The organism is Marinifilum caeruleilacunae (assembly GCF_013141825.1).
GTDB lineage: Bacteria > Bacteroidota > Bacteroidia > Bacteroidales > Marinifilaceae > Marinifilum > Marinifilum caeruleilacunae.
Window position 1 is genome coordinate 1 of sequence record NZ_RZNH01000044.1, and the last position, 24,552, is coordinate 24,552.

Consider the following 24,552-nt stretch of genomic DNA (forward strand, 5'->3'; position numbering starts at 1 on the left):
AAGCCCGTTAGCGCCGATGGTACTGCAGAGATGTGGGAGAGTAGGTCGACGCCAACCTTTAAAGAGTCTTATTCCTTATGGAGTGAGACTCTTTTTTTTTGCCCAAAAGTCAACAAACTTTCAGCTGTCAGCTCTCAGCCACCAGCTAACCACAATAATTGTACTATCCAAGGTTACTGAGCGGAGTCAAATATGGTCTCGAAATAATTGTATTGTCCAAAGGTTCCTGAGCGGAGTCGACTGCTATCTTGAAATAATTGTATTGTCCAAAGGTTCCTGAGCGGAGTCGACTGCTATCTTGAAATAATTGTATTGTCCAAAGGTTCCTGAGCGGAGTCGAAGGACCGATTTACTCAATTAATATGATAAAGGATACTTATCCTATTAACTTTCAGTAAAATTCCTTCGATTCGTCTGATGTTTTTCCTCTTATAAATTGCTTTGTAGAAAATATTGCTTAATTTTGCAAATTGATTGTGAATAGCAATCTTTAATAACAAATTAATTTTAAATAAAAGAATTATGTATTTATCAGCAGAGAAAAAGCAAGAGCTTTTCGAAAAGTACGGGAAGTCTAACAAAGACACTGGGACTGCAGAATCTCAGATCGCCTTGTTTTCTTACCGTATCGCTCACTTAACTGAGCACTTGAAAAACAACAGAAAAGATTACAGTACCCAACGTGCACTGCAATTGCTAGTAGGTAAAAGAAGAAATCTTCTTGATTACTTAAAAGCAAAAGATATTGAAAGATACAGAGCTATTATCAAAGCTTTAAATATTCGTAAATAATATCATATTAAAGCAATCCCGAGTAATCGGGATTGCTTTTTATATATTGGCGACACCTTGTTGCTTATCCAAAAAGAAGTTTGAAATAAACTACAAAAGATGAAAGTGATCGAAAAAATAATTGAATTAGGTGATGGAAGGTCCATCACAATTGAAACAGGTAAATTAGCAAAACAAGCTGATGGATCTGTAGTAGTAAAAATGGGTAAGACCATGTTGTTGGCAACAGTAGTATCCGCTAAGGACGCAAAACCTGATGTTGACTTTATGCCTTTGTCTGTTGATTACAAAGAAAAATTTAGTGCATTAGGAAGATTCCCTGGTGGTTTCATGAAAAGAGAAGGTAGACCTTCTGATTATGAGATTTTAGTTTCTCGTCTTGTGGATCGTGCTCTACGTCCACTATTCCCGGAAGATTATCATGCTGATACTTTTGTATCTATCAGTCTGATTTCTGCGGATGCAGATACCATGCCTGATGCTTTGGCTGGTTTAGCTGCCTCAGCTGCCCTTGCTGTTTCTGACATTCCATTCCTGGAGCCAATTTCAGAAGTACGTGTGGCTAGAGTTGATGGGGAATATAAAATTAACCCAACTCGTACAGAATTAGAAGCTGCGGATCTTGATATGATCGTTGCTGCTACTATGGAAAATATTATGATGGTGGAAGGTGAAATGGACGAAGTTTCTGAAGCAGAAATGCTAGAGGCTATCAAAGTTGCACACGAAGCTATTAAAGTTCAGTGCCAGGCTCAGATTGAATTAACTGAGGAAGTTGGTAAAACTGAAAAGAGAGAATATTGTCATGAAAATAACGACGAAGAATTGCGTCAGTTAATCATCGACAAAACTTACGACAAGGTATTAGAGGTTGCTCGTCGTAAGAATGCTAACAAACACCAGCGTGCTGAAGATTTCGCAGCTGTTAAGGAAGAGTTTGTAGCTGAATACTCTGAAGGAAAAGAGGAAGAAGAAATTAATATGACACTTATTGGCCGTTACTACCACGATGTGGAAAAAGAAGCGGTTCGAAATATGGTATTGGAAGACAGATTACGTTTAGATGGTCGTGAGACTGCTGAGATTCGTCCAATCTGGTCTGAAATTGATTACTTACCAGGAGCTCATGGTTCTGCTGTGTTTACTCGTGGTGAAACTCAATCATTAACTTCTGTAACATTAGGAACTAAACTTGATGAGAAGATTGTTGATGATGTATTGTATCAAGGAAAAGAGAAGTTTGTTCTACATTACAACTTCCCTCCATTCTCAACTGGTGATGCTCGTCCAACACGTGGTATCAGCCGTCGTGAAGTTGGTCACGGTAACCTTGCATTCCGTGCTCTTAAAGGTATGATTCCTGCAGATTCTCCATATGCAATCCGTGTTGTTTCGGATATCCTGGAATCTAATGGTTCATCATCTATGGCAACTGTTTGTGCCGGAACATTGGCATTAATGGATGCAGGTATCCAAATTAAGAAGCCAGTTACTGGTATCGCAATGGGATTGATTTCAACTCCTGGTGCTGAAAAGTATGCTGTTCTTTCTGATATCTTAGGAGATGAAGATCACTTGGGTGATATGGACTTTAAAGTAACAGGAACCAGAGATGGTATTACTGCAACTCAAATGGATATTAAGGTTGATGGACTTCCATACGAAGTGTTAGCGCAAGCTTTAGAACAAGCACGTCAAGGTCGTTTACATATCCTGGATAAGATTGGTGAAACAATCGAAGAGCCAAGAGAAGACTTGAAACCACATGCTCCGCGTATCGTATCAATGGAGATTCCAAAAGATATGATTGGTGCAGTTATCGGTCCTGGTGGAAAAATTATCCAGGAAATTCAGGAAGTTACTGGTGCTGTAATCGTAATTGAGGAAGTTGACGGTAAAGGTATTGTTGATATTTCAGCTGATAACAAAGAATCGATTGATGCTGCTGTAGCAAGAGTAAAAGGAATTGTTGCTGTACCTGAAGTAGGAGAAATCTACAAAGGAAAAGTAAAATCAATCGTAACTTTCGGTGCATTTATCGAAATTCTTCCAGGTAAGGATGGATTGCTTCACATTTCTGAAATCGAACACAGAAGACTTCAAACTGTTGATGAAGTATTGAAAGAAGGTGAGGAAGTAGAAGTGAAGTTGATCGATATCGATGCGAAATCTGGTAAACTGAAACTTTCGAGAAAGGTATTGTTGCCAAAACCTGAAAGAAAGAAAAAAGAAGAGAAAAAATAATTGATATATTTTGAATCTTAATCCCGGGAAACATTTCCCGGGATTTTTTTTTGATTTTGCTTTGCCTATTTTAGCAGTGTAAAATAAATGAAAGAATGGAAAAGAATTGGGTAGAAGCAATCTCTAAAAAGGTAGACCAGCAGGCTCAGGAATACATATCAGTGAAGGATTTTCGATTTTATCAGATTGAAAAGCTGAAACGAATTGCCAAATTGTTGGATCGACAAGGCTCTTGTTTGGATTGCAAATATGCAAAGGCAGAATTGGAGAAAATTGTAGATGAATTGGATCGCCTGATCAATAAATCCGGAGTAAACAGAAGTGAATACGAGAAACGAGTAGAAAAACTATTGAAGCATCTGAAAAAAGAGCATGGGGTGTATCAAATTCATCATTTCACCTACACCTATTCGGCCATTTATGGATTGCTAGGAATGGTCTTCGGATTACTTTTAACCTACGGATTGTTTTACAGCTTTAACTCTACCGTATTTTTTCTTTGTGCCGGAGTAGGAATGATTGTAGGTAATATTCTGGGCAATAGAAAAGACCGGGAATGCAAAAGAAATGGAAAGCAATTGTAGCGACTTGATATTTTTACATAAGTAGCTCAAAAATAACAGGATATAAAAGCAAAGAGTCAATGTTGATATTTTTTATCAAAATTGGCTCTTTCTTTCTTTAAAAAAGCCTGATATTTGCGCGTCATTTTTTATTTTTATGTCTCCAAATTACAAACACGTTTTTAATGGATTATAATTTTATCGTAATTGAAGGTAATATAGGCGCCGGAAAAACTACTCTTTCACATAAAATATCAGAAGATCGTAATGCGAAACTGATTTTAGAGCAGTTTGCCGAAAATCCCTTTTTGCCTAAATTTTATAAAGATCCTGAGAAATATTCTTTCCCATTGGAGATGTCGTTTTTGGCTGATCGGTACAACCAGTTAAAGAAGGAATTAAGCGAACGTGACCTGTTTAAATCCTTTACCATATCCGATTATTACTTTATGAAATCGCTGATCTTCTCGAAGCAAACCCTTCAGGACGATGAGTACACATTGTACCGCCAGTTTTTTCATATCATCTACAATTCACTGCCCAAGCCTGATCTGTACGTTTACCTGCATTCCAATGTAGACAAATTGCTATCGAATATTAAGAAACGCGGGCGCGATTACGAACAGGAGATTACAGCCGAATATTTACTGAAGATTCAGGACAGTTATTTCGAGTTTTTTAAGCAGCAGCGCGACCTTAAGTTTTTGGTAATTGATACCAACAATATCGACTTTGTTAACCAAGAAAGTGATTATGAGAAGATTACCGAAGCGATATTTCACACAGAATGTAAAGCAGGCTTAAATCGAATAATTCTCTGAAAGCCCTGAAAAATCAAATAAAAAGACCGAATAAATTTAATTTGCATAAAATTTTCTTAAATTTGTTTTTGAACTAGAATATAATTTTAAAAGTTAAAATAATTAAGTAGTTGTTATGAAAAGATCAAAGGTTATTTCCTTAGCTTCTTTGGCTTTAGCAGGATTAGTACTTACAAGCTGTGCTGGTCTTAATAAGATGAAGAAAGAAGCAAGCGATATCAAGTATCAGGTGACTCCTGAAGTGTTGGAAGCACACGCTGATATGGTTGATGTAAAAGTTGTTGTAAACATTCCAGGTGGATACTTTAACAAGAAAGCCACTGTTGTTGCAACTCCTGTACTTAAGTTCGAAGGTGGCGAAAAAGCATTCCCATCTAAAACTTTACAAGGCGAGAAAGTTCAAGGAAACAATACTGTAGTTCCTTTTGAAACTGGTAAAACAATTACCTACACCGGTAAAGTTCCTTACGAACAAGCGATGAGAATTTCTGACCTTGAAGTTAGAATGACTGCTAGCAAAGGTGAGCAATCAGTTGATTTCGATCCATATAAAATTGCTGATGGTGTAGTTGCTACAGCTACTATGGTGCAGAACAAGCCAATGAACATTATTGGTAAAGATGCTTTCCAAAGAATTATTCCTGAAACTCAAGATGCTGATCTTCACTACCTAATCAACAGCTCACAAGTTCGTTGGTCGGAAATGAAAGCTGAAGATGTGAAAGCTCTTAAAGCTTACTTAGACGCAGTTAAAGCTGACGAAAAGAAAGAATACAAAGGAGTTGAAGTATCTGCTTATGCATCTCCTGATGGAAAGCAAGATTGGAATGAGAAATTAGCTGGTAAGCGTGAAGTTTCTTCTTCTAAGTATATCAAGAAAGAAATGAAGAGAGCTAAGATGGAAGAATATGCTGCTGAAGAATTCTTCAAGTCTAAAGTTACTCCAGAAGACTGGGAAGGTTTCCAAAAGTTAATGAAAGCTTCAAACATCCAGGATAAAGAATTGATTCTTCGCGTTCTTTCTATGTACTCAGATCCTGAAGTACGTGAAAAAGAAATCAGAAACATTTCTGCTGCTTTCGACGATGTAAAGAAAGAAGTACTTCCTAAATTAAGAAGAGCTAAATTCACTGTTAACGTTGACCTAATTGGTAAGTCTGACGCTGAATTGAAAGATCTTGGAATGAATAACCCAGCTGAACTAAACGTTGAAGAATTATTATATTCTGCTACTTTAGTTGAGTCTGCTGATGATAAATTGAAAATTTACGAAGCTGCTAAGAAGCAATTCTCTAAAGACTGGAGAGGTTATAACGACGCTGGTATGATCTTATTCGGTATGGGTAAAGTTGCTGATGCCAAATCTAACTTCGAAAAAGCTGATCAGCTTTCAGCTAACAACCCAGTTGTGAAAAACAACTTAGGTGCTGTTGAGTTAGTAAACGGAAACGTTGCTGAAGCAGAAGTTCTTTTCGGTGCTGCAACTGGTGCTGGTAAAGAAGTAAACTACAACCAAGGTATTGTTGCTATCATGAAAGCTGATTACGATACTGCTGTGAAGCACTTCGGTGACTGTCCATCAGTAAACGCTGCTTTGGCTAACATCTTAGCTGGTAAAAACAATGTTGCTCTTGAAAAATTAAACGCTAACACTAGCGATGCTGCAATGGTATACTACCTAAAAGCTGTTGTAGGTGCAAGAACTGCTAATAACAACTTAGTGTTCACTAACCTTGAAACTGCTGTAGCAAAAGATGCTTCTTTAAAATCAGTAGCGAAGTCTGATATGGAATTTGCGAAAGTATTCGAAGATGCTAAATTCAAAGCTATCGTTGAGTAATTAAGAATTACAAGATATATTAAAAGCGATCCAGTAATGGGTCGCTTTTTTTTATTTAAGAACTTACGATATTTGTGTGATTTTTTTATCTTAGACGATCCTATAAATAAGGATTAAACAAGCGAATAAGATGGAGATATTAATTCCTCAGAAACTAACAAATAACTTTCAAGGCGTCGTATTTTTTACCGAACTGTATCATCGTACAAAGAAGTGCTATGGCGAAGAAATCGTGCTTAATTTCGAGGAAACAAAAGTCTTTGAATCGAACTTGTTTTCGGCATTGGGCTGCTTGATATCTGTGCTCGAGAAAAAGAAAAACAAACTTCGATTGGTAGGCATACAAGAGTCTATTGCCAACCTATTCAACACCAAAAAGCTTGTAAATGGTGCTGCTCGTAAAGATTTGTGGAAGCATTTAATCAAATGCCAGAATTTCACCAGTTCAAGCGAGGAAGCCTTATCGGAATACCTGGAAAAGAAGATCTTCCCGGAAAGACCTGATATCAGCCTTAATCAGCACCTAAAAATGGCCATACAGCTTTGTGTAGCCGAAGTCTTTCGAAATGCATTTGCTCACAGCAAGTGCCGCGAAGTTTTTATTGCACATTACTTTTCGGTATACAACAAAAAGCTATTTGTAAGCATTGTGAATAAAGGGAAAACTTTTACCGATGTCTCGAGTGTAAACCATCCCATTGCGGCCATGGAGTGGTCGGTTCAAAATGGAACTACCAGTGCAAAACGAAATCACAAAGGAATTGGAATTTATACCATCAGGCAGTTTGTGATGCAAAACCAGGGTAAAATTCAAATCATGTCGGGATCGGCAGTATGGAAACAGGTAAAACAACGAACCTTCTCGAAAGAGTACGAGAAGGCATTTCCTGGATCGCTGATTACCTTGGAGTTTAACCTCTAAACTACTTTCGATAGTTCATTTTCGAGAACAAATCCCAAAGTACAATTCCGCAGCTAACCGAAATGTTGAAAGAGTGCTTGGTGCCAAACTGTGGAATCTCGATGCAACCATCCGATGCGTCTACCACTTTCTGCTGAACCCCTTTTACTTCGTTCCCAAAAACCAAGGCATACTTTTTCGAAGCATCGGTCTCGAAATTTTCAAGCGAAACACTGTTTTCTGCCTGCTCTACCGAATAGATTTCAAAGCCATTCTCCTTTAATTGTACAAGAGCATCTTCGGTATTCTTAAAATATTCCCAATGCACCGAATCTTCCGCGCCCAATGCCGTTTTGTGCAATTCGCGGTGTGGTGGAGTAGCCGTTATGCCACACAAATAAACAGCTTCGATTAATAGTGCATCCGAAGTACGAAATACCGAACCAATATTGTTCAGGCTTCTTACATTATCCAATACAATAACAATTGGTGTTTTTTCCGATGCTTTAAATTCTTCTAGACTTTTGCGATCTAATTCGCTGTTTTTCAATTTTCTCATTTGATAGTATTCTGTATGGCTTTAATGCGGAACAAAAATATAAAAAGAATCCGAATTCAATTTCCTGTCATCGGGCTAATTCAAAACGGCCATCCATTTTATGCCATGCGCTTCTCCTTATAAGACTTTAATTCTTAACAAAATTACTAAATCGATATGCAGTACGCGTTGGTCGATGCTCAGCTATTGTTGGTCGATATCGCTTGTGATTTGAGCTTTCCTTATCTAGTTTACAGGGTGTTATAAAAAAACGAAAGGAGGTGCAAGTTGAAATGATTGAATGATTTAGAGAAATAACAGGAATTACAAATTGTTAAAAGCTTTAAAAATGAAAAAGAAATTATTGTTACTGCTGTGTGTGATTACATCTTTATACAGTTTTGCCCAGGAGAAGAAAATAACGGCTAGCTATTACCACTCTAATGAGTTTGGATTGGCATTCTTTCAAGATAAAACTGTTTATCCTGAATTAAGAATGGAAGCAAGAAATGAACAATTAAAAGACGCGACTTACTCCATTTTTTTGAGAAATGATTGTGAGATGAACGAATCGTTAGGAATTGATTTATCGTGTGGACTTGGATTTTCATACTCTAAAAGCGCTGATAAGTATATGAGATTGCCTGTATACATTACGAAGAAAAATGTATTTAGCGAAAATCTCAAATTAATGATAGGGCTTGAGTTTAAAACTGAATTCGCCGATGAGTTTAAATTATTACCTAAGATTGGAGTGGGGATTAACTTTTAAAAATTTTAATTATGAAGAAACAGTTCGTATTATTATTACTCCTAGGCCTCGGAGTTGGATTTATTTATTCTTGTTCAAAAAATGAGGACACAACCAATACAAATGAAGAAACACTTAAGGTTTCTAATTACTCAAAGATTGGAGACATACACAATCAGTTTCTTACTAATGTTAAAAATAATTTTGAGGCAATAGATAATGGAGAAGATGTTGATGAAAAAATTGATTTTATAAATAACTTTAATAAAAAATTTGTTTCAACTTTAGAAATCTCATCTACAGATAAAACTACTCTTATTGGAGAGTTAAATAAGCATAAGGAACTAGTAGTTGAATCCAACGTAAAAAAAGTAAGTTTTGGGAATGTTGGATTAAAGTCCGGAGATCCTGAAAGTGAGAACTTATTAGATTTAATCGAAAGACTTAAGTCTGATAACCAAATAAATAGTGATTCTTATAGAATTTTATCTGATTTATATTATAATTTAAAATTAAATTACAATAGAGAGTTATCAGATTATGACTTAAAGCTTAATGTAGAAAAACTAATAACAGAATTTAATAATGTTGGTTATGATGCTATATCTCAAGAAGGACATATGTTAGCTACTGTTTTAGCAATATCTATTTCTTCCTTGGAATGGTGGGAAGAAAATCCGGATGCTTATGGAAACACAAAAGTAGCTCCATGGGTTGCAGCCGATATTGGTGGAGCTATCTATGGAGGTATCTATGGAGGTATAACAGGAGGGAGTTGGGAATCCGCAGGATGGGGAGCTTTAGGAGGAGCTATTGCTGGATCTACTGGTATTGCAGGGAGAATAGGAAAGTATTTGTCACGTTTACTTTAGTTTATGAATATGAAAGTAATATTATCAGCATTGCTATTAATATCTATAATACTCTTAATGTATTTTAATATGGGAATTAGGAGTCTTATCATATTTTTATCCTCTTTTATTTTCGTGGGAATCATAATGGAGCTTGCATTTTGGAGAAAAGCACGCAAAAAAGGTCATAAAGATTTAATTGATATAATTAAAGAGAAACTAAAATCAGATTAATAGTTCAACTAAACTTTATAAAAATAAAATAATACCAGTAGAGTACGATTTATGATTGAGTGTCTCCAGAATGGAATCTGCTTTGGTTAGGTGGTAATAAATCACTCATTAAAGTGATGATTTTGCTATTTCAAACGGTTGGAATTATCAGTATAATAATAAATGTGTTATTGGTATAAAACCTTAAAATATGGTAGGTATGAAGAATATTATTTTACTCATAGCATTAACAATGGTTGCTTGCACGAAAAGTAAAGATGAAGTAGCTATTTTAGATTCACATATTGATTATATATTTGAGCTTAGCATACGGGATACCGAAGGAAAGGATTTGTTAAATCCTAATTCATTAAATCATTTTAAGCATGATGAAATTAAAGTGTTTTGTTTTAATGATGGAGAAAAAAAGCTTTTGTACGACAATCAAATAGAACCTCGTGATTTTATTTCTAAAAAAGAAAATGGTACTTACGTAATTTCAGCTAGCACAGGAGGAGGAGTTACAAAAGAATATAATCAAGAAACGGTTGGACAGGATACTGTATTGCTTCAACTTTCAGAGAATGTAGTTGATACAATAAAAACAGAATGGAGATTCATAAAATCAAATCAATTCTTTAATACAAAACTATGGTACAATGGGGAATTAAAATGGGAAGTTGGCAAAACTAGATTGCCCATTGTAATTACTAAATAAGTTGGTATAACAGCACAACCACCAACAAAAAAAGGAATCCAAAACGGATTCCTTTTTTGTGTTTATTTTGCGTAATTGCTTACCAATTTACTGGCTTACGACGAACCGGCATGGTCATGCATCGTGCACCACCACCACCACGAGGCAGCTCCGAACCTTCAATGGTAATTACGTATTTTTCGTAATCAGAAAGTTCCACTTTGTGGCGAATGATATCTTTCGCACGAAGAATTTCAAATCCATTCTTGTTCATGGCTTCCATGGTGTGGATATTTCTTCCGTATCCAACCACTTTACCCGGTCCAACAGCAAAGAAGTTTGCACCACTGTGCCACTGCTCTCTCTCCTGGTTCCAAGGATCACCGTTACCACCACAGAAAACAGGCTTCAAATCCATACCTAATTTTTTCAGTGCTTCCAGAAGGTTGTTTTCTCTTCTGATATCCAATACTTTTCCGTTTTGGATGGTAATGTGAACGGTCTGGTACTTGTTCGGACGCATAATTAATGGTTCATAAACCATACATGTATCAACATCCAATAGGGTAAATACCATATCGAGGTGAATGAAAGATTCTGGCTGACTTGGCAACTCCTGTACCAAAATATGGCGTTGCTTTTCTTCTTTTTGCGACAATAGCTGTGCAAGAATAAAGTCGATACCTTGCGAGGTAGTTCTTGTTCCGTTACCAATTACAAGAATATCATCGCGAGCAATTAAAACATCACCACCTTCAATCATACAGTTAGGATCCATCAAAGGATTATCGATAGGATTTACCGTTTTGGTATTAAATCCTGGCGTGTAATCGAAAATGGATTGCATGATTAATGATTCGCGATCGCGAACACCATTGGCCATTTTACCAATTAATACTTCGTTCAAAACCGACATGGAAGCATCGCGAGTAAAAAAGAAGTTGTGCAATGGACGCATTGCAAAACGCTCCTTACTTAAAAACTTAGTAAGGTTGTCGCGCTTTAAGGGTACACCTTCAATTAAAAGTGTTGCCAGCTCATTTGCATCCTGATCCAACAAATAATCTTTAACACAATAGGTATTGCCTTTTATACCAACCTGTGGCTCCATTAAACAAATCTTATCGATAATGGACTCTTTGGCTGTATCGTTTTTAAGAACATTTGCCAATAGATCTTTTACCTGGTAGGTTTGTGCAATTTCTCCCAACACACCGCTTAACTGCTTATATTCTTCTCTGGCAACCGCAAGGTTCAGGATATCGCTGTAAAGTGCTCTTTCGGCATTTTCAGGAGTCATGTTTTCGACTTCTGCACCCGGAGTATGAAGGATTACTCCCTCTAATTCACCAATCTCCGATCTAACATTTAATTCTACATACTTAGTCATGCCCGATCTGTTATGTCGTTATTAAAACTTGTTTGTTGTATTATTTTGTGATTTGCAAAAGAAGTAAAAATTAAGTGCATCCCAAAAAATAGTCTTAAGTAAATTTCATGTTTTTTAAAATCTTCACAAAGACCTATTAATCTTTATAAATACGAGCTTTTCCTGTATTTAATTTAAAATGTCAACTATGTTAAATTAAATCGCATAATCCTGCTTTAGTAACCAGCTGCCTGACCATCTTTTCTCGACTCAGAAGCACCATAGTACACACCATTTTCTTCGTCGAACAAAATGGCCTGGTAACCACCAAATCCACCAGCGCTAAATTTAACCCGGTGTCCTTTTTGCATTAGCTCGCGAATGCTCTGGTAAGAGATGCCCGATTCGAGGTTTACCCAACCGCCATCTTTCATTTTCGAACCGGTTGGCTGAGACGAACCTTCGTGACGAATTCTTGGTGCATCGCCTGCTTCCTGCAGATTCATGCCAAAATCGACCAGGTTTACTACAATTTGAGCATGCCCTTGTGGTTGCATGGCGCCACCCATTAAACCAAAGCTGATAAATGGCTTGTCGTCTTTACTAACAAATGCCGGAATAATGGTATGGAATGGACGCTTACCCGGGGCATAAACATTGGCATGGCCTTCTTCCAAACTGAACAATTCGCCTCGGTCTTGCAATACAAATCCCAAACCAGGAGGAGTCATGCCTGAACCCATTCCCCTGTAATTACTCTGAATAAGCGATACCATGTTTCCTTCCTTATCGGCAACTGTAAGGTAAATGGTATTTCCTTGTTCCAATTCTCCTGCCGGATATTCTCTTGCCGCCCTGTTCGGATCGATTAATGCTTTGCGCTCCTGTGCATATTCGTTCGAAATCAATTCACGGATTGGAATATCCGAGAAATCGGGATCGGTATAAAACTTTGCGCGATCTTCGAAAGCCAGTTTTTTAGCTTCGATAAAAGTGTGCAGGTATTCTGTTGAGCCAAATCCCATCTGGGCAATATCGTAGTATTTTAGAATGTTCAGAATTTGAAGGGCAGCAGTTCCTTGTCCGTTTGGGGGCAATTCCCACACTGTGTATCCCCTGTAATTTACTGATATTGGGTCAACCCATTCTGAGTTGTGAGAAGCCATATCTTCGTAAGAAAGAAAACCGCCTTGTTCTTTGATGTACTTGGCAATGCTTTTGGCTATATCGCCTTTGTAAAAAGCATCGCGACCACCTTTGGCCAGTTTTTCATAGGTGTTAGCAAGATATGGATTCTTAAAAATTTCACCCTTTTGAGGCATTTTCCCGTTTGGCATATAGGTTTCGGCAAAGCCTGGATATTTTTTTAATCTCTTTGCTGAGCCATTCATATAGTAGGCAATTAGTTCGCTTACCGGAAAACCTTCCCTTGCATAAGTAATTGCTGGTTGTAGAATGTTTTCCATATCCATCTTTCCAAACTTTTCGTGAATGCTAAACCAGCCATCAACACAGCCTGGAACAGAAACTGGTAAGGCACCATAGGCCGGAATCTTACCATTGGTATTTTTTTGCAGGTATTCCAGGCTAAGCGATTTTGGAGAACGGCCACTGCCATTTAATCCATATAATTTTTTTGATTTCGCATCCCAAAGAATTACGAAAATATCACCACCAATTCCACAACCGGTTGGCTCCATTAATCCTAGTGTAGCATTGGCTGCAATGGCTGCATCAACGGCATTTCCTCCAGATTTTAGAATGTCGAGTGCTACCTGTGTAGCCAGTGGCTGACTGGTGCAAGCCATTCCGTTTTGGGCAATCACTTCCGAACGGGTTGCAAAATTATGGCCTGTTATTCTATCCTGGGCCGAAACGATTACTGAAGAAATCAGTAAAAGAAATAGGGGAATAAATTTTTGCATGATAGTATGTTTTGGTAATTTCCTTAAAGATAGAAAGATTAACTTTGAATTGTGAAAGGACCATCTGTTTTAAAAATATTACTGATAGGATGTTTTGCTTTGATGCTTGGCAAAAGTGGAAAAGCCAAAACTTTTGAGGGCAGGCCAAATCTTGTACTCGACACGGTGGTTTTTGCCGATACCAACCTGCATGTAAATCTCGACGAAATCATTGTAAAACGATACAAAAAACGAAAGCGGAAACATTACCGCAGTACCAGGAAGTACTGGAGAACGGTTCGGAATGTACGAGTGGTTTACCCTTATGCCGAAGAAGCAAATGTTACCATAGAACGCTTGAATTTGCAGTTGGAGAACATTCACAGCAAAAAGGAGAGAAGAAGACTAATCAGAAAAGAGTACAAGGGATTGATGAAGGAGTACAAAAAGCCATTAATGAAATTGAAGATTTCGCAGGGAAAATTGCTCATGAAATTGATCGATCGGGAATCTGGACATAGCAGTTATCATCACCTAAAGGAATTGAAAGGATCTGTTACAGCAGTTTTTTGGCAATCAATTGCTAGCATGTTTGGAACTTCTTTAAAAGCAGAATACGATCCGCTTGGCGATGATTGGATGGTAGAAGAAATTTTGGACAGAATGAGTAAGCATGAATTGCCTCCACCGCATAAACTGCCCAAAAGAATCAATTAGAATTTTTTAGATAATTTTCGATTCTATCATCAAAGAGTTCCGATTTCTCGATATAATCTTCAAATTTTTCAGGATTAAGATCCAGGTGAGCTTTAATGAGCTGGAAATTTTCATCGCGCTCCTGTTCAATGCTCATGCGATATCGATTCATCAGCTTTTCAGTAGTTGTTTCCCAGCTAAAGTAGTTTTTTAACAGGTATTTCAGCAGGTAGCTAATGGCTAAACTAGCCAATAGAAGTGTCCAGTGGCTTAGCGAAATTTCCAGAAGTAAAGGGATCAGCAAAAGAAAAACCGGAACGGCTGATGCAATACAATACAAGGCAATAAGCAGGTTGTTGTAGTACTCTGAAAAATGACTGATTTTTTTCTTCACCCTGGAGTAAAATCCTAGCCAATGGAAAAAGAGGTTTACCGATAGGGAATAGAACAGAATGGCAACTTCCGAAGCTGAATTTAAACTAAAGAAAATCCCAACAAACAAGAACAAGTTGGACAGTACAAAAGAATAAATGTGATTTTCGCCAGGATCTTTGGTATTTCTATTCTTCATACGCTAGAGCATAAAGAAAGTACGCATTTGCAGTTTTGCGTACTTTCAGTTTTATAATTTGATAAGGTCTTTGTGTAATTTCTATAAAGCCATGATTGTTTTTACCACATTTTCGGCTCCTTCGCCAATCTGAGCAATGGTAGCATCAAGCATATAACAAGGAGTAGTAACAATTTTGTTTTCTTTATCGAAAACAATTTCGCCATGAGTTGTATTCACATGGGTTGCTCCCAGTGAGCTGATGGCTTCAGCAGTTCCCGCATCCTGTCCAATGGTTACCTCAACTGTTCCCAATATTTTAGCAATTAGGGCAGGTGCAATACAAAGTGCTCCAATTGGTTTTTCGGCTGCGTGCATAGCTTTTACTGCAGTTTCAACATCAGCATTTACATCGCAATCGGGACCTTTAAAAGCAAAGGTGCACAAGTTTTTTGCTACCCCAAATCCACCTGGAAGAAGAAGAGCATCGTAATTTGCGGCATCAAACTCTTTCACATCTTTAATGTTTCCTCTGGCAATACGGGCAGCTTCTACAAGCACATTGCGCTTTTCATTCATTTCTTCACCTGTAAGGTGATTAATAACATGATACTGGTCGGTATTCGGAGCAAATAGTTCATATTCACCTCCGTTTTTCGAGATAGCATATAATGCTAAAGTAGCTTCGTGAATTTCAGATCCATCGTAAACTCCCGATCCTGCAAGTATAACGGCAAATTTTTTTGATTTCATTCCAATAAGATTTTATAGTTTGACGCAGATAATTTCGATTTCATATGGTTTCCTTTCGAGAAATGAATATTTTAATGCCTGAATACGAACATCCATTAAATATCAGTTCCAAGTGGAAACCAAACGCATTTTCATTGCAATAAAGATACATCATAAAAATCAAATTCGTAAGATATTACCGCAAGTTCAATTGGATTTAAAAGACGAATGGATTAAATGGGTTGATTTAAACGGACTTCATATTACACTGGGCTTTATAGGAGCTACAGATGTTAGAAAATTGGAATTGATTAAAATGCGATTGAGGCAGTGTGGCAATTTAATTCCTCCTTTTCAAATTCGGTTGAAAGCTTTGGGTGCTTTCCCATCGATAAATAAAGCCAGGGTTTTGTGGTTTGGCGTGGATGGCGACAATTCGATTTACGATTTGCGGAACGAACTTGTAAATCAATTGGAGCACATTGTTGATTTTAGCGATACCAAATTTTCCCCACATGTTACCTTCGGAAGAATAAAACATGGTGTAAAAAATCCAGAAATGGTAAAGCAAAAATTAGAATCATACAATGAATGGTACGATGAAACTTTTTGGGTAAAGGAATTCGTTTTAATGGAGAGTAAGTTGAGTCAGGATGGCTCTGTATATGAGGTCTTGGATCGTTTTGCATTGAAAGAAGCATAAATTTAGCCCTCTACTTTTCAAGTTCGTACAAATAAATGTAAATTTGGGCTACTAAAAAATTATCGGATATGATTACAATTGAAACTTTGGTGTTTAATCACTGGCAAGAAAATACATACATATTACATGATGAAACAGGAGAAGCAGTATTAATTGACTGTGGCGTTTTTTTCGAAGAGGAAGGCAAGAAGTTGATTGATTTTGTGGAGAAAAAAGGTTTGAAACTGGTAAAACAACTGAATACTCACCTGCACATCGATCATGTTTTGGGAAATCAGTTTATGAAAGATGAGTTTAATTTACTGACTTGCGCCCATAAGGATGATGAGTTTTTATTGGCCGAAGCACCAAATTATGCAGTTCGTTTAGGCTTGGAGAATGTAGTGGAACCACCAAAAATGGGTGAAGCCATTCAGGATGGAGATGTAATTAAATTCGGAAATTCTGAATTGAAAGTATTGCACGTGCCAGGGCACTCGCCAGGACATGTAGTGTTTTACAACGAAGAACAAAAGTTTGTAATTGCCGGTGATGTTTTGTTCCGTGAAAGTATCGGTAGAACCGATTTGCCTTACGGAAACTACGAACAATTAATTGGTGGAATTAAAGAAAAACTGCTGGTTTTGGACGATGAAGTAGAAGTTTACCCAGGACACGGCCCTTCAACCACAATCGGTCACGAACGCAATAACAATGTGTTTCTGAAAGGATTATAACAATTATCACAGGATATAAAACCTCTTCCACTCGAAGAGGTTTTTTATTTGCTACAATCTGCAAGTTGAAGTAAACAAAATGATTAAGATGTTCGAGAGGGAAAAATTAGCGAAAAATATGACAAAAGTCATCTTTGTATTGTTCTAGAAAACAAAAAGTTAAGATGTTTGTTATTCAAAAAAAAGAATGTTAAAAAACAGCGCCTGAAAAGCTGAATTAGCTACTTGAAAATTTAAATCTTTTGCTACTTTTACAACAAATTAAATTTTAAACAACAACAACTAAAATAAACAACAATATGGCAAGCGAAAAGTTTGTTTCACGTCACATTGGTCCTCGCAACGGCGATATCAAGACCATGTTGGAAACTGTTGGCGCATCTTCTATCGATGCCCTTATTGAAGAAACGATCCCTGCGGATATTAGAATGGAGAAAGCTCTGAACTTACCAGAAGCTTTATCGGAGTATGAGTATTTTACCAAGATTAAAGGCATTGCTGCGAAGAACAAATTGTTCCGTACTTTCATTGGTCAAGGGTACTACGATACAATTACTCCTGCTGTAATTCAGAGAAATATATTGGAGAATCCAGGTTGGTACACTCCATATACTCCGTACCAGGCAGAAGTTTCTCAAGGTAGATTGGAAGCATTGCTAAACTTCCAGACTATGGTTTTGGATTTAACTAAAATGGAACTGGCAAACTGTTCTCTTTTAGATGAAGCAACTTCGGTTGGTGAGGCAATGTATATGATGCAGGGACTTCGTTCTCGTGCAAAAAAGAAAGCTGGTGCGAACCAGGTTTTTGTAGATCAGAATATTTTTGCTCAAACTCTTGATGTATTAAATACTAAAGCAGCACCTCTTGGACTTGAGTTGATTGTAGGAGATTTTAAAACCTTCGAATTTAACGAGAATGTATTTGGTGCAATCGTACAATATCCAGCGGCAAACGGTAGTATTGAAGACTATGCAGACTTTGTTGAAAAAGCTCATGCTGCTGATGCTTTGGTTTCTGTTGCTGCAGATTTAATGAGTTTGGCACTTTTAACTCCTCCGGGAGAATGGGGAGCTGATATCGTAGTAGGTACAACTCAACGCTTTGGTATTCCAATGGGTTATGGTGGACCTCACGCTGCATATTTGGCTTGTCGCGAAGCATACAAGCGTAATGTACCAGGTCGTATTATTGGTGTAACCAAAGATGCACAAGGTAACCACGCTGTACGTATGGCTCTACAAACTCGTGAGCAGCATATCAAACGTGAAAAAGCAACTTCTAACATTTGTACTGCTCAGGCATTACTTGCAACTATGGCAGGTTTCTATGGTGTGTATCATGGAGCTGAAGGTTTAAGAAGAATTGCTAAGCACATTCATGCAGGTGCAGGTGAATTGTCTGAAGGATTAAAAGCTTTAGGTTACCAGCAGAATGTTCAGAACTTCTTCGATACTATTGAAGTTGTAGTTCCTGAAGGAGTTTCAGTAGAAGAGATCAGAAAAGCTGCTTTGGAAGCTGAGATCAACCTACGCTATGTGAATGAAAATACAATTGGTATTTCTTCTGATGAAAAAATCAGTAAGAAAGAAATCAATACCATCTTGAATATTTTTGCGAAAGCGGCCGGTAAGGAAGTGGAAGCAAAAGAAGTGGAAGAAAAAATCTACTTCGATAACAAATTTACAAGAACCAGTGATTTCCTAACTCTTGATGTTTTCAACCGCTATCGTTCAGAAACAGCGATGATGCGTTACATTAAGAACTTAGAGAAAAAAGATATTGCATTGAATACTTCTATGATTTCATTGGGATCATGTACCATGAAGTTGAATGCAGCTGTTGAAATGTTGCCAATTAGCTGGCCTGAGTTTGGTGGAATTCACCCATTCGTACCAATGAACCAGGTAGATGGTTATACCGAGTTAATTAGCGAATTGGAACAATGGTTATCAGAAATTACCGGTTTTGCAGGATGTACATTGCAACCTAACTCTGGTGCTGCCGGAGAGTATACCGGTTTGATGGTAATTCGTGAGTACCACATTTCGAGAGGTGAAGGCCACAGAAATGTTGTTTTGATTCCTTCATCGGCACACGGAACCAACCCGGCATCGGTAACTGTTGCAGGTATGAAAGTGGTAATCGTTGATTGCGATGAGAATGGTAACGTGAAGTTTGATGACCTGAAAGCGAAGGCTGAGAAGCATGCTGAAAATTTGTGTGCTTACATGATTACTTATCCTTCAACTCATGGTGTATTCGAAACCGGAATTAAGGAGATGATGGATTTGATCCACGAGAATGGTGGACAGGTTTATATGGATGGAGCAAACATGAATGCACAGGTAGGATTAACCAATCCTGGATTAATTGGTGCTGATGTATGTCACTTGAACTTACACAAAACATTTGCGATTCCTCATGGTGGAGGTGGTCCAGGTGTTGGTCCAATTGGTGTAGCTGAGCATTTGGTACAATTCTTACCTTCTCACAAATATGTGAAAACAGGTGGTGAAAATGCAATTACAGCGGTAGCTGCAGCTCCATTCGGATCGGCAAGCGTATTGCCAATTACTTACGGTTACATTGCTATGTTAGGTGCTGAAGGTCTTACAGAAGTAACCAAAATGGCAATTTTGAATGCTAACTACCTTGCATCTTCATTCCAAAAAATGGGATTCAAGATTCTTTATACAGGTGCAAACGGACGTGTTGGTCACGAAATGATTTTTGATTGTCGTGAATTCAACAAATCGGTTGGAATTACTGATACTGATATTGCGAAGCGATTGATGGATTACGGATTCCACGCTCCAACATTATCGTTCCCGGTACACGGAACATTAATGGTTGAGCCTACAGAGAGTGAGCCATTAGAAGAATTAGATCGTTTCATCGAAGCATTGGCAAAAATCAATGAAGAAATGAAAGAGATTGAAGATGGTGTAGCTGATACTGTAGATAATGTATTGAAAAATGCGCCTCACACTCACTTGGTAATGACTGCTGATGAGTGGAACCATACATACAGCCGTAAGAAAGCTGTATATCCATTAAGTTGGGTTGCTGATAATAAATTCTGGCCTACAGTAGGTCGTGTGGATGATGCATTTGGCGATCGTAATTTAATGTGTACATGTGCTCCTTTAGAAGTTTACAACGAGGAGTATGTTGATGCTGACTAATTTCTTACGATAAGAAATCAATCATATTAAAATCCGGTGAATTTATTCATCGGATTTTTTTGTGGAAGGGGATAAAAAGAAACAAGGAGACTGCCCCTGTCTCCTTGTTAATGTTCTATTACTAACCCTAAAATTTAACTATGAAATAATGAATTGAAAATAATCCATTAAATTCTATACTCTTATTACGTATAAGTTTGAAAAAAGTTTGTGATATTTTAGAGCTTTGGCTTAGTTTTCAGAGAGTTATTTTCATAAAATTAGAAAGAACCCTTATAAATAGCGCCTTTCGAAAGCGCAAAAAAAAATGAAAAAAAATTACTTTTTTTTCATTTTTTTGAAATTATTAAAACTTTTTTAATCAGGCGTTTAAGCTAAATTAAAATTGAAGTTTAGAATTCGTTTTCAATTACCATGTTTAAAATATCTTTCAATTCACGATTCATTGCAGCCACCTGTTTCGGGATAAAACTATTGGCTGTCATTCCCGGAACCGTATTGGCTTCGAGAATGAAGATCTCATCTTTTCTGATCATGTAATCAACACGCACAATTCCTTTGCATTTTAAGGCATCGTATACTTTAGAAGAGATGTCCTGAATTTTTCGGGTCAGTTCATCCGAAATTCTGGCCGGAGTAATTTCTTCTGCCATATCCGGATCGTATTTGGCTTCAAAATCGAAGAATTCTTTTTTGGGCAGAACTTCGGTAACCGGGAAAACAAGACTCTCTGCTTCTGTTTTAACCAGACCACAGGTAAATTCCAGTCCATCAATAAACTCTTCTATAATTACCTCTTTGCCTTCCTTAAATGCCTTCTCTATGGCATCATTTAAATCTTCAACTTGCTTTACTTTTGATATCCCAAAACTTGAACCATCGGCATTTGGTTTCACAAAGCATGGCATTCCCAGTTTGGCATTGATATCTTCTACAGAATACGCTTCATCCTTCTTTAAAAGAACCGATTTGGCAAAATTGAAACCTAAACTTTTTAGGTAAGAATTGCAGGCATGCTTGTTAAAACTTAAAGCACTGCTCAATACATCGCAGGTTGAATAAGGTATTCTCAGCAGGTTCAAATATCCCTGAAGAATTCCATTTTCGCCCGGTGTACCATGAATTGCAATGTAAGCGAAATCAAACTTGATTTTTTCCCCCTCTTTTGTGAAGCTAAAATCATTCTTATCGATAGGATAGGATTGATCGTCGATTTTTACATTCCAGTCCAGTTCTTTTAACTCAAGCAGGTAAGGATTGTAAAGCTCTCTGTCTAGTGTATTGAAAATATGATCTGCCGTTTGAAGTGAAATCACAATCTCGGCCGAATCGCCTCCTGCTACTACTGCAATATTTCTTTTCATCGTGCTTGTTTGGGTTTGAGTATTTTATTCTTCTCTGTGTGCTGTGTAATCTCTCCATTTCTGGATTACAGTACTCATGTCTTCAGGAATTTCAGAATTAAAGGAAACGTACTCACCAGTTACAGGGTGATCGAATCCTAAGGTTTTGGCATGTAATGCTTGTCTCGGACAGATCTTAAAACAGTTCTGTACAAATTGTTTGTATTTGGTGAAAGTAGTTCCTTTTAAAATCTGGTCTCCACCGTAATCTGAATCATTAAAAAGTGGGTGACCAATATGCTTAAAGTGAGCCCTGATTTGGTGGGTTCTACCTGTTTCCAGAATACATTCTACCAGGTTCACATATCCCAGGCGTTCAAGAACTCTATAGTGAGTAACGGCATGCTTTCCATATTCTCCATCAGGAAAAACATCCATCACCTTCCTGTTTTTTAAATTTCTTCCAATGTGCCCGGTAATTGTTCCTTCATCATTTTCCAGGTTTCCCCAAACCAAAGCGCGATACTTTCTATCGCTGGTTTTGTTGAAGAATTGCAAACCAAGCTTGGTTTTGGCCTCTTCCGTTTTTGCAATCACCAAAATTCCCGAAGTATCTTTATCGATACGGTGAACCAAACCTGGCCTTGGGTCTTTTGAATTGAAAAGTGGCAAATCTTTTAGGTGGTGAGCCAAAGCATTCACCAATGTTCCCGAATAATGTCCATAGGAAGGATGAACCACCATTCCAGGATTTTTATTCACAATCAGAAAGGCATCATCTTCGTAAACAATATTTAAAGGGATATCCTCAGGAATAATTTCAATTTCTCTTGGAGGGTAGCTTAAAACAATGGTAATTACATCATTTGGCTTTACCTTGTAATTTCTTTTAACTGGTTTATCATTTACATTGATACAGCCCGAATCAGCAGCTTCCTGAATTTTATTTCGCGAAGCATTTTGCATTCTGTCCACCAGGTATTTGTCAATTCTAAGCATGCTTTGCCCAGGATCAACTTCGAAACGAAAATGTTCGAATACTTCCTGATTGGCATCCATCTCCTCTTCAGGATTGAAATTATCTTTTGGTTCTTGTGTCATTAGTCCTTTGGTATTTTAATAAAGCACTTTGCTTAATCGTTGTTGAAGCAGTGAATCTGCTTGCTGAAGTTTTAAAGTATCCCTTGTTAACCAGATATCAATATTGTTTCCTGGACGGATTTTACGATCCTCGTTGTAGGAAGGATATTGCTTGAATACTTTTGCATTTAATGAATCGCTATGTGATACAATTGATTCGTCGAATTCGACTTTACCAATATTTAAATTCGAAAGGATAATCTTCTCTTTTGCCTGGGCATTGCTTTTTCCCATTAGGTTAGGAGCCAATACACCAAATGTATTACCTCGTCCCAAAACCAAATCAATGGTTGCCCCCTTGTCAATCATTGTACCTGCGCCAATTGAATCTCCCTTGTGTTTAGGGTAAAGTACAAGGTTAAAAAACTGACTTTTCGAATACTCTAAACGACCAATTTTAAATCCATTGGTAATAAGCAGTTCGTAGGCCTGTCGGAAAGAATTGTCAACCAGGTTTGGGAATCGCACCTGCTCAGGTTGATGAGCATTAATGGTTAAAAACAGATTTCGGTTGCGCTTTACAATGGCTCCTGCCAATGGTCTTTGATCCAAAACCGTTCCCGGTGCATATTTGGGATTGTAGATTGAATCGTATACTGTAAATCTCAGGTTTTCTTCGTCAATTTTCTGCTCGGCTTCTTCCAGGCTTCTTCCATACAAATTCGGAACAGTTAATTTCTCGCCATGATGAGTATACCATTTTAAACCTGATAGTGTAATCCAAACCAATACAATAGTGATTCCTAAAGCAATACCGACCTGAATTAAAAAGAATTTACTTTTAAAAAAATGATTTGATTTCATCCTAATCTGTTTTTCTGTTGGGTTGGCTATCGATGATAAGTTCGATAGTTGGTAAACGGCAAATCAATGAGTTTATTTCTAATTTTTTTGCGTTTTACAAAAATAGCAGAGATTTTTAGATTTAGGAAATGAGCTGCCTCATTTGATAGCGTATTCTTGCAAAAATTAGGGCAAAAAAAAAGAGCTCCTCTGGAACTCAGTCAAATGTAGAAAGGGCGTAGCCATTAAATACAAAAAAGTAAAGAATTTGAATTCTTTACTTTCTGTATATCGGTTACTTAATTGTACAATTAAGCTTTGTGTCTGCGCTCGCTTGAAACAGAAACTTTCTTTCTGCCTTTAGCTCTTCTACGAGATAGTACGGCTCTTCCGCTTACAGAAGACATTCTTTCTCTGAAACCGTGCTTATTTCTTCTCTTTCTATTTGATGGTTGAAATGTTCTTTTCATCGCGAAAAATTTTTATCTAATAAAGTTATTATATCCGTTGATTTTGGACTGCAAAAATAAGTTTTTTTTTAATCTAACAAAAGGATGATGCAAATTATTTTGCCTAAAGCTCAAGATGAACCACTTTTTTTGTTTCGAAAAAGTCTTCTTCGAAAAATTTAGTGCAATCGAAAAGCTGCACTTTATCGCCATAGCCGGCGATTTCTTCCTGAAAATCTCCCCCTTTGATATATAGGATGCCATTGGCTAAACTATTTTTATCTTTTGGTGAAGAATTTTTACGAACCATGTTTACAAATTTTGGGAATGCAGTAACAGCCCTGCTTACAATAAAGTCGAATTTTTCTTTTACTTGCTGAACTCGAGTGTGTTCGGCTTTTACATTTTTAAGCCCCAGTGCAGCAGCAACCTCATTTACCACTTTAATTTTTTTTCCTATCGAATCTACCATGTAAAAATTACATTCCGGAAAAAGAATGGCCAAAGGTATGCCCGGAAATCCGCCTCCACAACCTACATCCATAATTTGTGTTCCAGCTTTAAACTGGATTACTTTGGCAATCGATAATGAATGCAAAACATGATGCAAGTACAAGGAATCAATATCTTTACGCGAAATGACGTTGATTTGACTGTTCCAGTGCGTATACAAATCCTGTAACTGAGCGAAACGTGACTTTTGTTCCTCAGTTAAATCTGTAAAATATTTTTCAATGATTTCCATGCCAATTTTAATTTTAGGTTGGC

General features: G+C 37.4%; 23 protein-coding genes. 13 read left to right on the top strand and 10 right to left on the bottom strand.

The window, feature by feature from the left end; all coding sequences use genetic code 11:
• Nucleotides 1-522: 522 nt before the first annotated feature.
• The 6 genes from rpsO to ELS83_RS18910 all read left to right on the top strand — a co-directional run bounded on the left by rpsO (nucleotide 523) and on the right by ELS83_RS18910 (nucleotide 7,182).
• The gene (rpsO, locus tag ELS83_RS18885) at nucleotides 523-792 is read left to right on the top strand and encodes a 30S ribosomal protein S15 (protein ID WP_110363274.1); all 270 of its coding nucleotides are present in this window, start codon (nucleotides 523-525) and stop codon (nucleotides 790-792) included.
• A 99-nt stretch (nucleotides 793-891) separates the two neighbouring features.
• The gene (gene pnp / locus ELS83_RS18890; RefSeq protein WP_171597103.1) at nucleotides 892-3,036 is read left to right on the top strand and encodes a polyribonucleotide nucleotidyltransferase; all 2,145 of its coding nucleotides are present in this window, start codon (nucleotides 892-894) and stop codon (nucleotides 3,034-3,036) included.
• A gap of 95 nt (nucleotides 3,037-3,131) precedes the next feature.
• The gene (locus ELS83_RS18895) at nucleotides 3,132-3,620 is read left to right on the top strand and encodes a hypothetical protein (protein ID WP_171597104.1); all 489 of its coding nucleotides are present in this window, start codon (nucleotides 3,132-3,134) and stop codon (nucleotides 3,618-3,620) included.
• A gap of 164 nt (nucleotides 3,621-3,784) precedes the next feature.
• Entirely contained in the window at nucleotides 3,785-4,420 is a 636-nt protein-coding gene (locus tag ELS83_RS18900) for a deoxynucleoside kinase (protein ID WP_171597105.1), read from the top strand.
• A gap of 115 nt (nucleotides 4,421-4,535) precedes the next feature.
• On the top strand, nucleotides 4,536-6,260 hold the full coding sequence (locus ELS83_RS18905; RefSeq protein WP_171597106.1) for a tetratricopeptide repeat protein: 1,725 nt from the start codon (nucleotides 4,536-4,538) through the stop codon (nucleotides 6,258-6,260).
• 130 nt (nucleotides 6,261-6,390) lie between these two features.
• Nucleotides 6,391-7,182, top strand: a complete 792-nt coding sequence (locus ELS83_RS18910) for a hypothetical protein (RefSeq protein ID WP_171597107.1) — start codon at nucleotides 6,391-6,393, stop codon at nucleotides 7,180-7,182.
• A gap of 1 nt (nucleotide 7,183) precedes the next feature.
• Here the strand turns inward: ELS83_RS18910 and ELS83_RS18915 are convergent, their stop codons facing one another.
• A complete protein-coding gene (locus ELS83_RS18915; RefSeq protein WP_171597108.1) occupies nucleotides 7,184-7,720 on the bottom strand; it encodes an RNA methyltransferase in 537 nt (178 codons plus the stop codon).
• A 328-nt stretch (nucleotides 7,721-8,048) separates the two neighbouring features.
• On the opposite strand from ELS83_RS18915, the gene ELS83_RS18920 reads away from it, so the two are divergent.
• The 3 genes from ELS83_RS18920 (at nucleotide 8,049) to ELS83_RS18930 (ending at nucleotide 10,232) form a co-directional block, all read left to right on the top strand.
• Nucleotides 8,049-8,471, top strand: a complete 423-nt coding sequence (locus ELS83_RS18920; protein ID WP_171597109.1) for a hypothetical protein — start codon at nucleotides 8,049-8,051, stop codon at nucleotides 8,469-8,471.
• 11 nt (nucleotides 8,472-8,482) lie between these two features.
• On the top strand, nucleotides 8,483-9,322 hold the full coding sequence (locus ELS83_RS18925) for a hypothetical protein (RefSeq protein ID WP_171597110.1): 840 nt from the start codon (nucleotides 8,483-8,485) through the stop codon (nucleotides 9,320-9,322).
• A 412-nt stretch (nucleotides 9,323-9,734) separates the two neighbouring features.
• A complete protein-coding gene (locus ELS83_RS18930) occupies nucleotides 9,735-10,232 on the top strand; it encodes a hypothetical protein (protein WP_171597111.1) in 498 nt (165 codons plus the stop codon).
• Nucleotides 10,233-10,311: 79 nt separating this feature from the next.
• Here the strand turns inward: ELS83_RS18930 and ELS83_RS18935 are convergent, their stop codons facing one another.
• Both ELS83_RS18935 and ggt read right to left on the bottom strand, forming a co-directional pair.
• On the bottom strand, nucleotides 10,312-11,601 hold the full coding sequence (locus ELS83_RS18935; protein WP_171597112.1) for an arginine deiminase: 1,290 nt from the start codon (nucleotides 11,599-11,601) through the stop codon (nucleotides 10,312-10,314).
• Nucleotides 11,602-11,816: 215 nt separating this feature from the next.
• A complete protein-coding gene (gene ggt, locus ELS83_RS18940) occupies nucleotides 11,817-13,505 on the bottom strand; it encodes a gamma-glutamyltransferase (RefSeq protein WP_171597113.1) in 1,689 nt (562 codons plus the stop codon).
• Between the two features lie 51 nt (nucleotides 13,506-13,556).
• Between ggt and ELS83_RS18945 the strand changes: the two genes are divergently transcribed.
• Complete coding sequence (locus ELS83_RS18945; RefSeq protein ID WP_171597114.1) at nucleotides 13,557-14,201, top strand: DUF4294 domain-containing protein; 645 nt, start codon at nucleotides 13,557-13,559, stop codon at nucleotides 14,199-14,201.
• Here ELS83_RS18945 and ELS83_RS18950 read toward each other — a convergent pair.
• The gene (locus tag ELS83_RS18950; protein ID WP_171597115.1) at nucleotides 14,194-14,751 is read right to left on the bottom strand and encodes a hypothetical protein; all 558 of its coding nucleotides are present in this window, start codon (nucleotides 14,749-14,751) and stop codon (nucleotides 14,194-14,196) included. The genes ELS83_RS18945 and ELS83_RS18950 overlap by 8 nt on opposite strands.
• 81 nt (nucleotides 14,752-14,832) lie before the next feature.
• On the bottom strand, nucleotides 14,833-15,483 hold the full coding sequence (gene elbB / locus ELS83_RS18955; RefSeq protein WP_171597116.1) for an isoprenoid biosynthesis glyoxalase ElbB: 651 nt from the start codon (nucleotides 15,481-15,483) through the stop codon (nucleotides 14,833-14,835).
• 112 nt (nucleotides 15,484-15,595) lie between these two features.
• Here elbB and thpR point away from each other — a divergent pair, with 112 nt between their 5' ends.
• The 3 genes from thpR to gcvP all read left to right on the top strand — a co-directional run bounded on the left by thpR (nucleotide 15,596) and on the right by gcvP (nucleotide 20,069).
• Nucleotides 15,596-16,165: an RNA 2',3'-cyclic phosphodiesterase gene (thpR, locus tag ELS83_RS18960; RefSeq protein ID WP_171597117.1), complete on the top strand. Its 570-nt coding sequence runs from the start codon at nucleotides 15,596-15,598 to the stop codon at nucleotides 16,163-16,165.
• Nucleotides 16,166-16,233: 68 nt separating this feature from the next.
• A complete protein-coding gene (locus tag ELS83_RS18965; protein WP_171597118.1) occupies nucleotides 16,234-16,881 on the top strand; it encodes an MBL fold metallo-hydrolase in 648 nt (215 codons plus the stop codon).
• A gap of 299 nt (nucleotides 16,882-17,180) precedes the next feature.
• Nucleotides 17,181-20,069, top strand: a complete 2,889-nt coding sequence (gene gcvP / locus ELS83_RS18970; protein ID WP_171597119.1) for an aminomethyl-transferring glycine dehydrogenase — start codon at nucleotides 17,181-17,183, stop codon at nucleotides 20,067-20,069.
• A 392-nt stretch (nucleotides 20,070-20,461) separates the two neighbouring features.
• Here the strand turns inward: gcvP and ELS83_RS18975 are convergent, their stop codons facing one another.
• From ELS83_RS18975 to rsmG, 5 genes are all read right to left on the bottom strand, one after another.
• Nucleotides 20,462-21,433 (bottom strand): D-alanine--D-alanine ligase, encoded by a 972-nt coding sequence (locus ELS83_RS18975; RefSeq protein WP_171597120.1) that lies wholly within the window; start codon nucleotides 21,431-21,433, stop codon nucleotides 20,462-20,464.
• A gap of 24 nt (nucleotides 21,434-21,457) precedes the next feature.
• Nucleotides 21,458-22,513, bottom strand: a complete 1,056-nt coding sequence (locus tag ELS83_RS18980) for an RluA family pseudouridine synthase (protein ID WP_171597121.1) — start codon at nucleotides 22,511-22,513, stop codon at nucleotides 21,458-21,460.
• 15 nt (nucleotides 22,514-22,528) lie between these two features.
• Nucleotides 22,529-23,356, bottom strand: coding sequence for a PASTA domain-containing protein (locus tag ELS83_RS18985; RefSeq protein ID WP_171597122.1), 828 nt, complete (start codon nucleotides 23,354-23,356; stop codon nucleotides 22,529-22,531).
• Nucleotides 23,357-23,646: 290 nt separating this feature from the next.
• Nucleotides 23,647-23,805 (bottom strand): 50S ribosomal protein L34, encoded by a 159-nt coding sequence (gene rpmH, locus ELS83_RS18990; protein ID WP_110363239.1) that lies wholly within the window; start codon nucleotides 23,803-23,805, stop codon nucleotides 23,647-23,649.
• A gap of 103 nt (nucleotides 23,806-23,908) precedes the next feature.
• Nucleotides 23,909-24,529 carry a 16S rRNA (guanine(527)-N(7))-methyltransferase RsmG gene (gene rsmG, locus ELS83_RS18995; protein ID WP_171597123.1) on the bottom strand — a complete coding sequence of 207 codons (621 nt, stop codon included), beginning with the start codon at nucleotides 24,527-24,529 and terminating at the stop codon, nucleotides 23,909-23,911.
• Nucleotides 24,530-24,552: the final 23 nt, after the last annotated feature.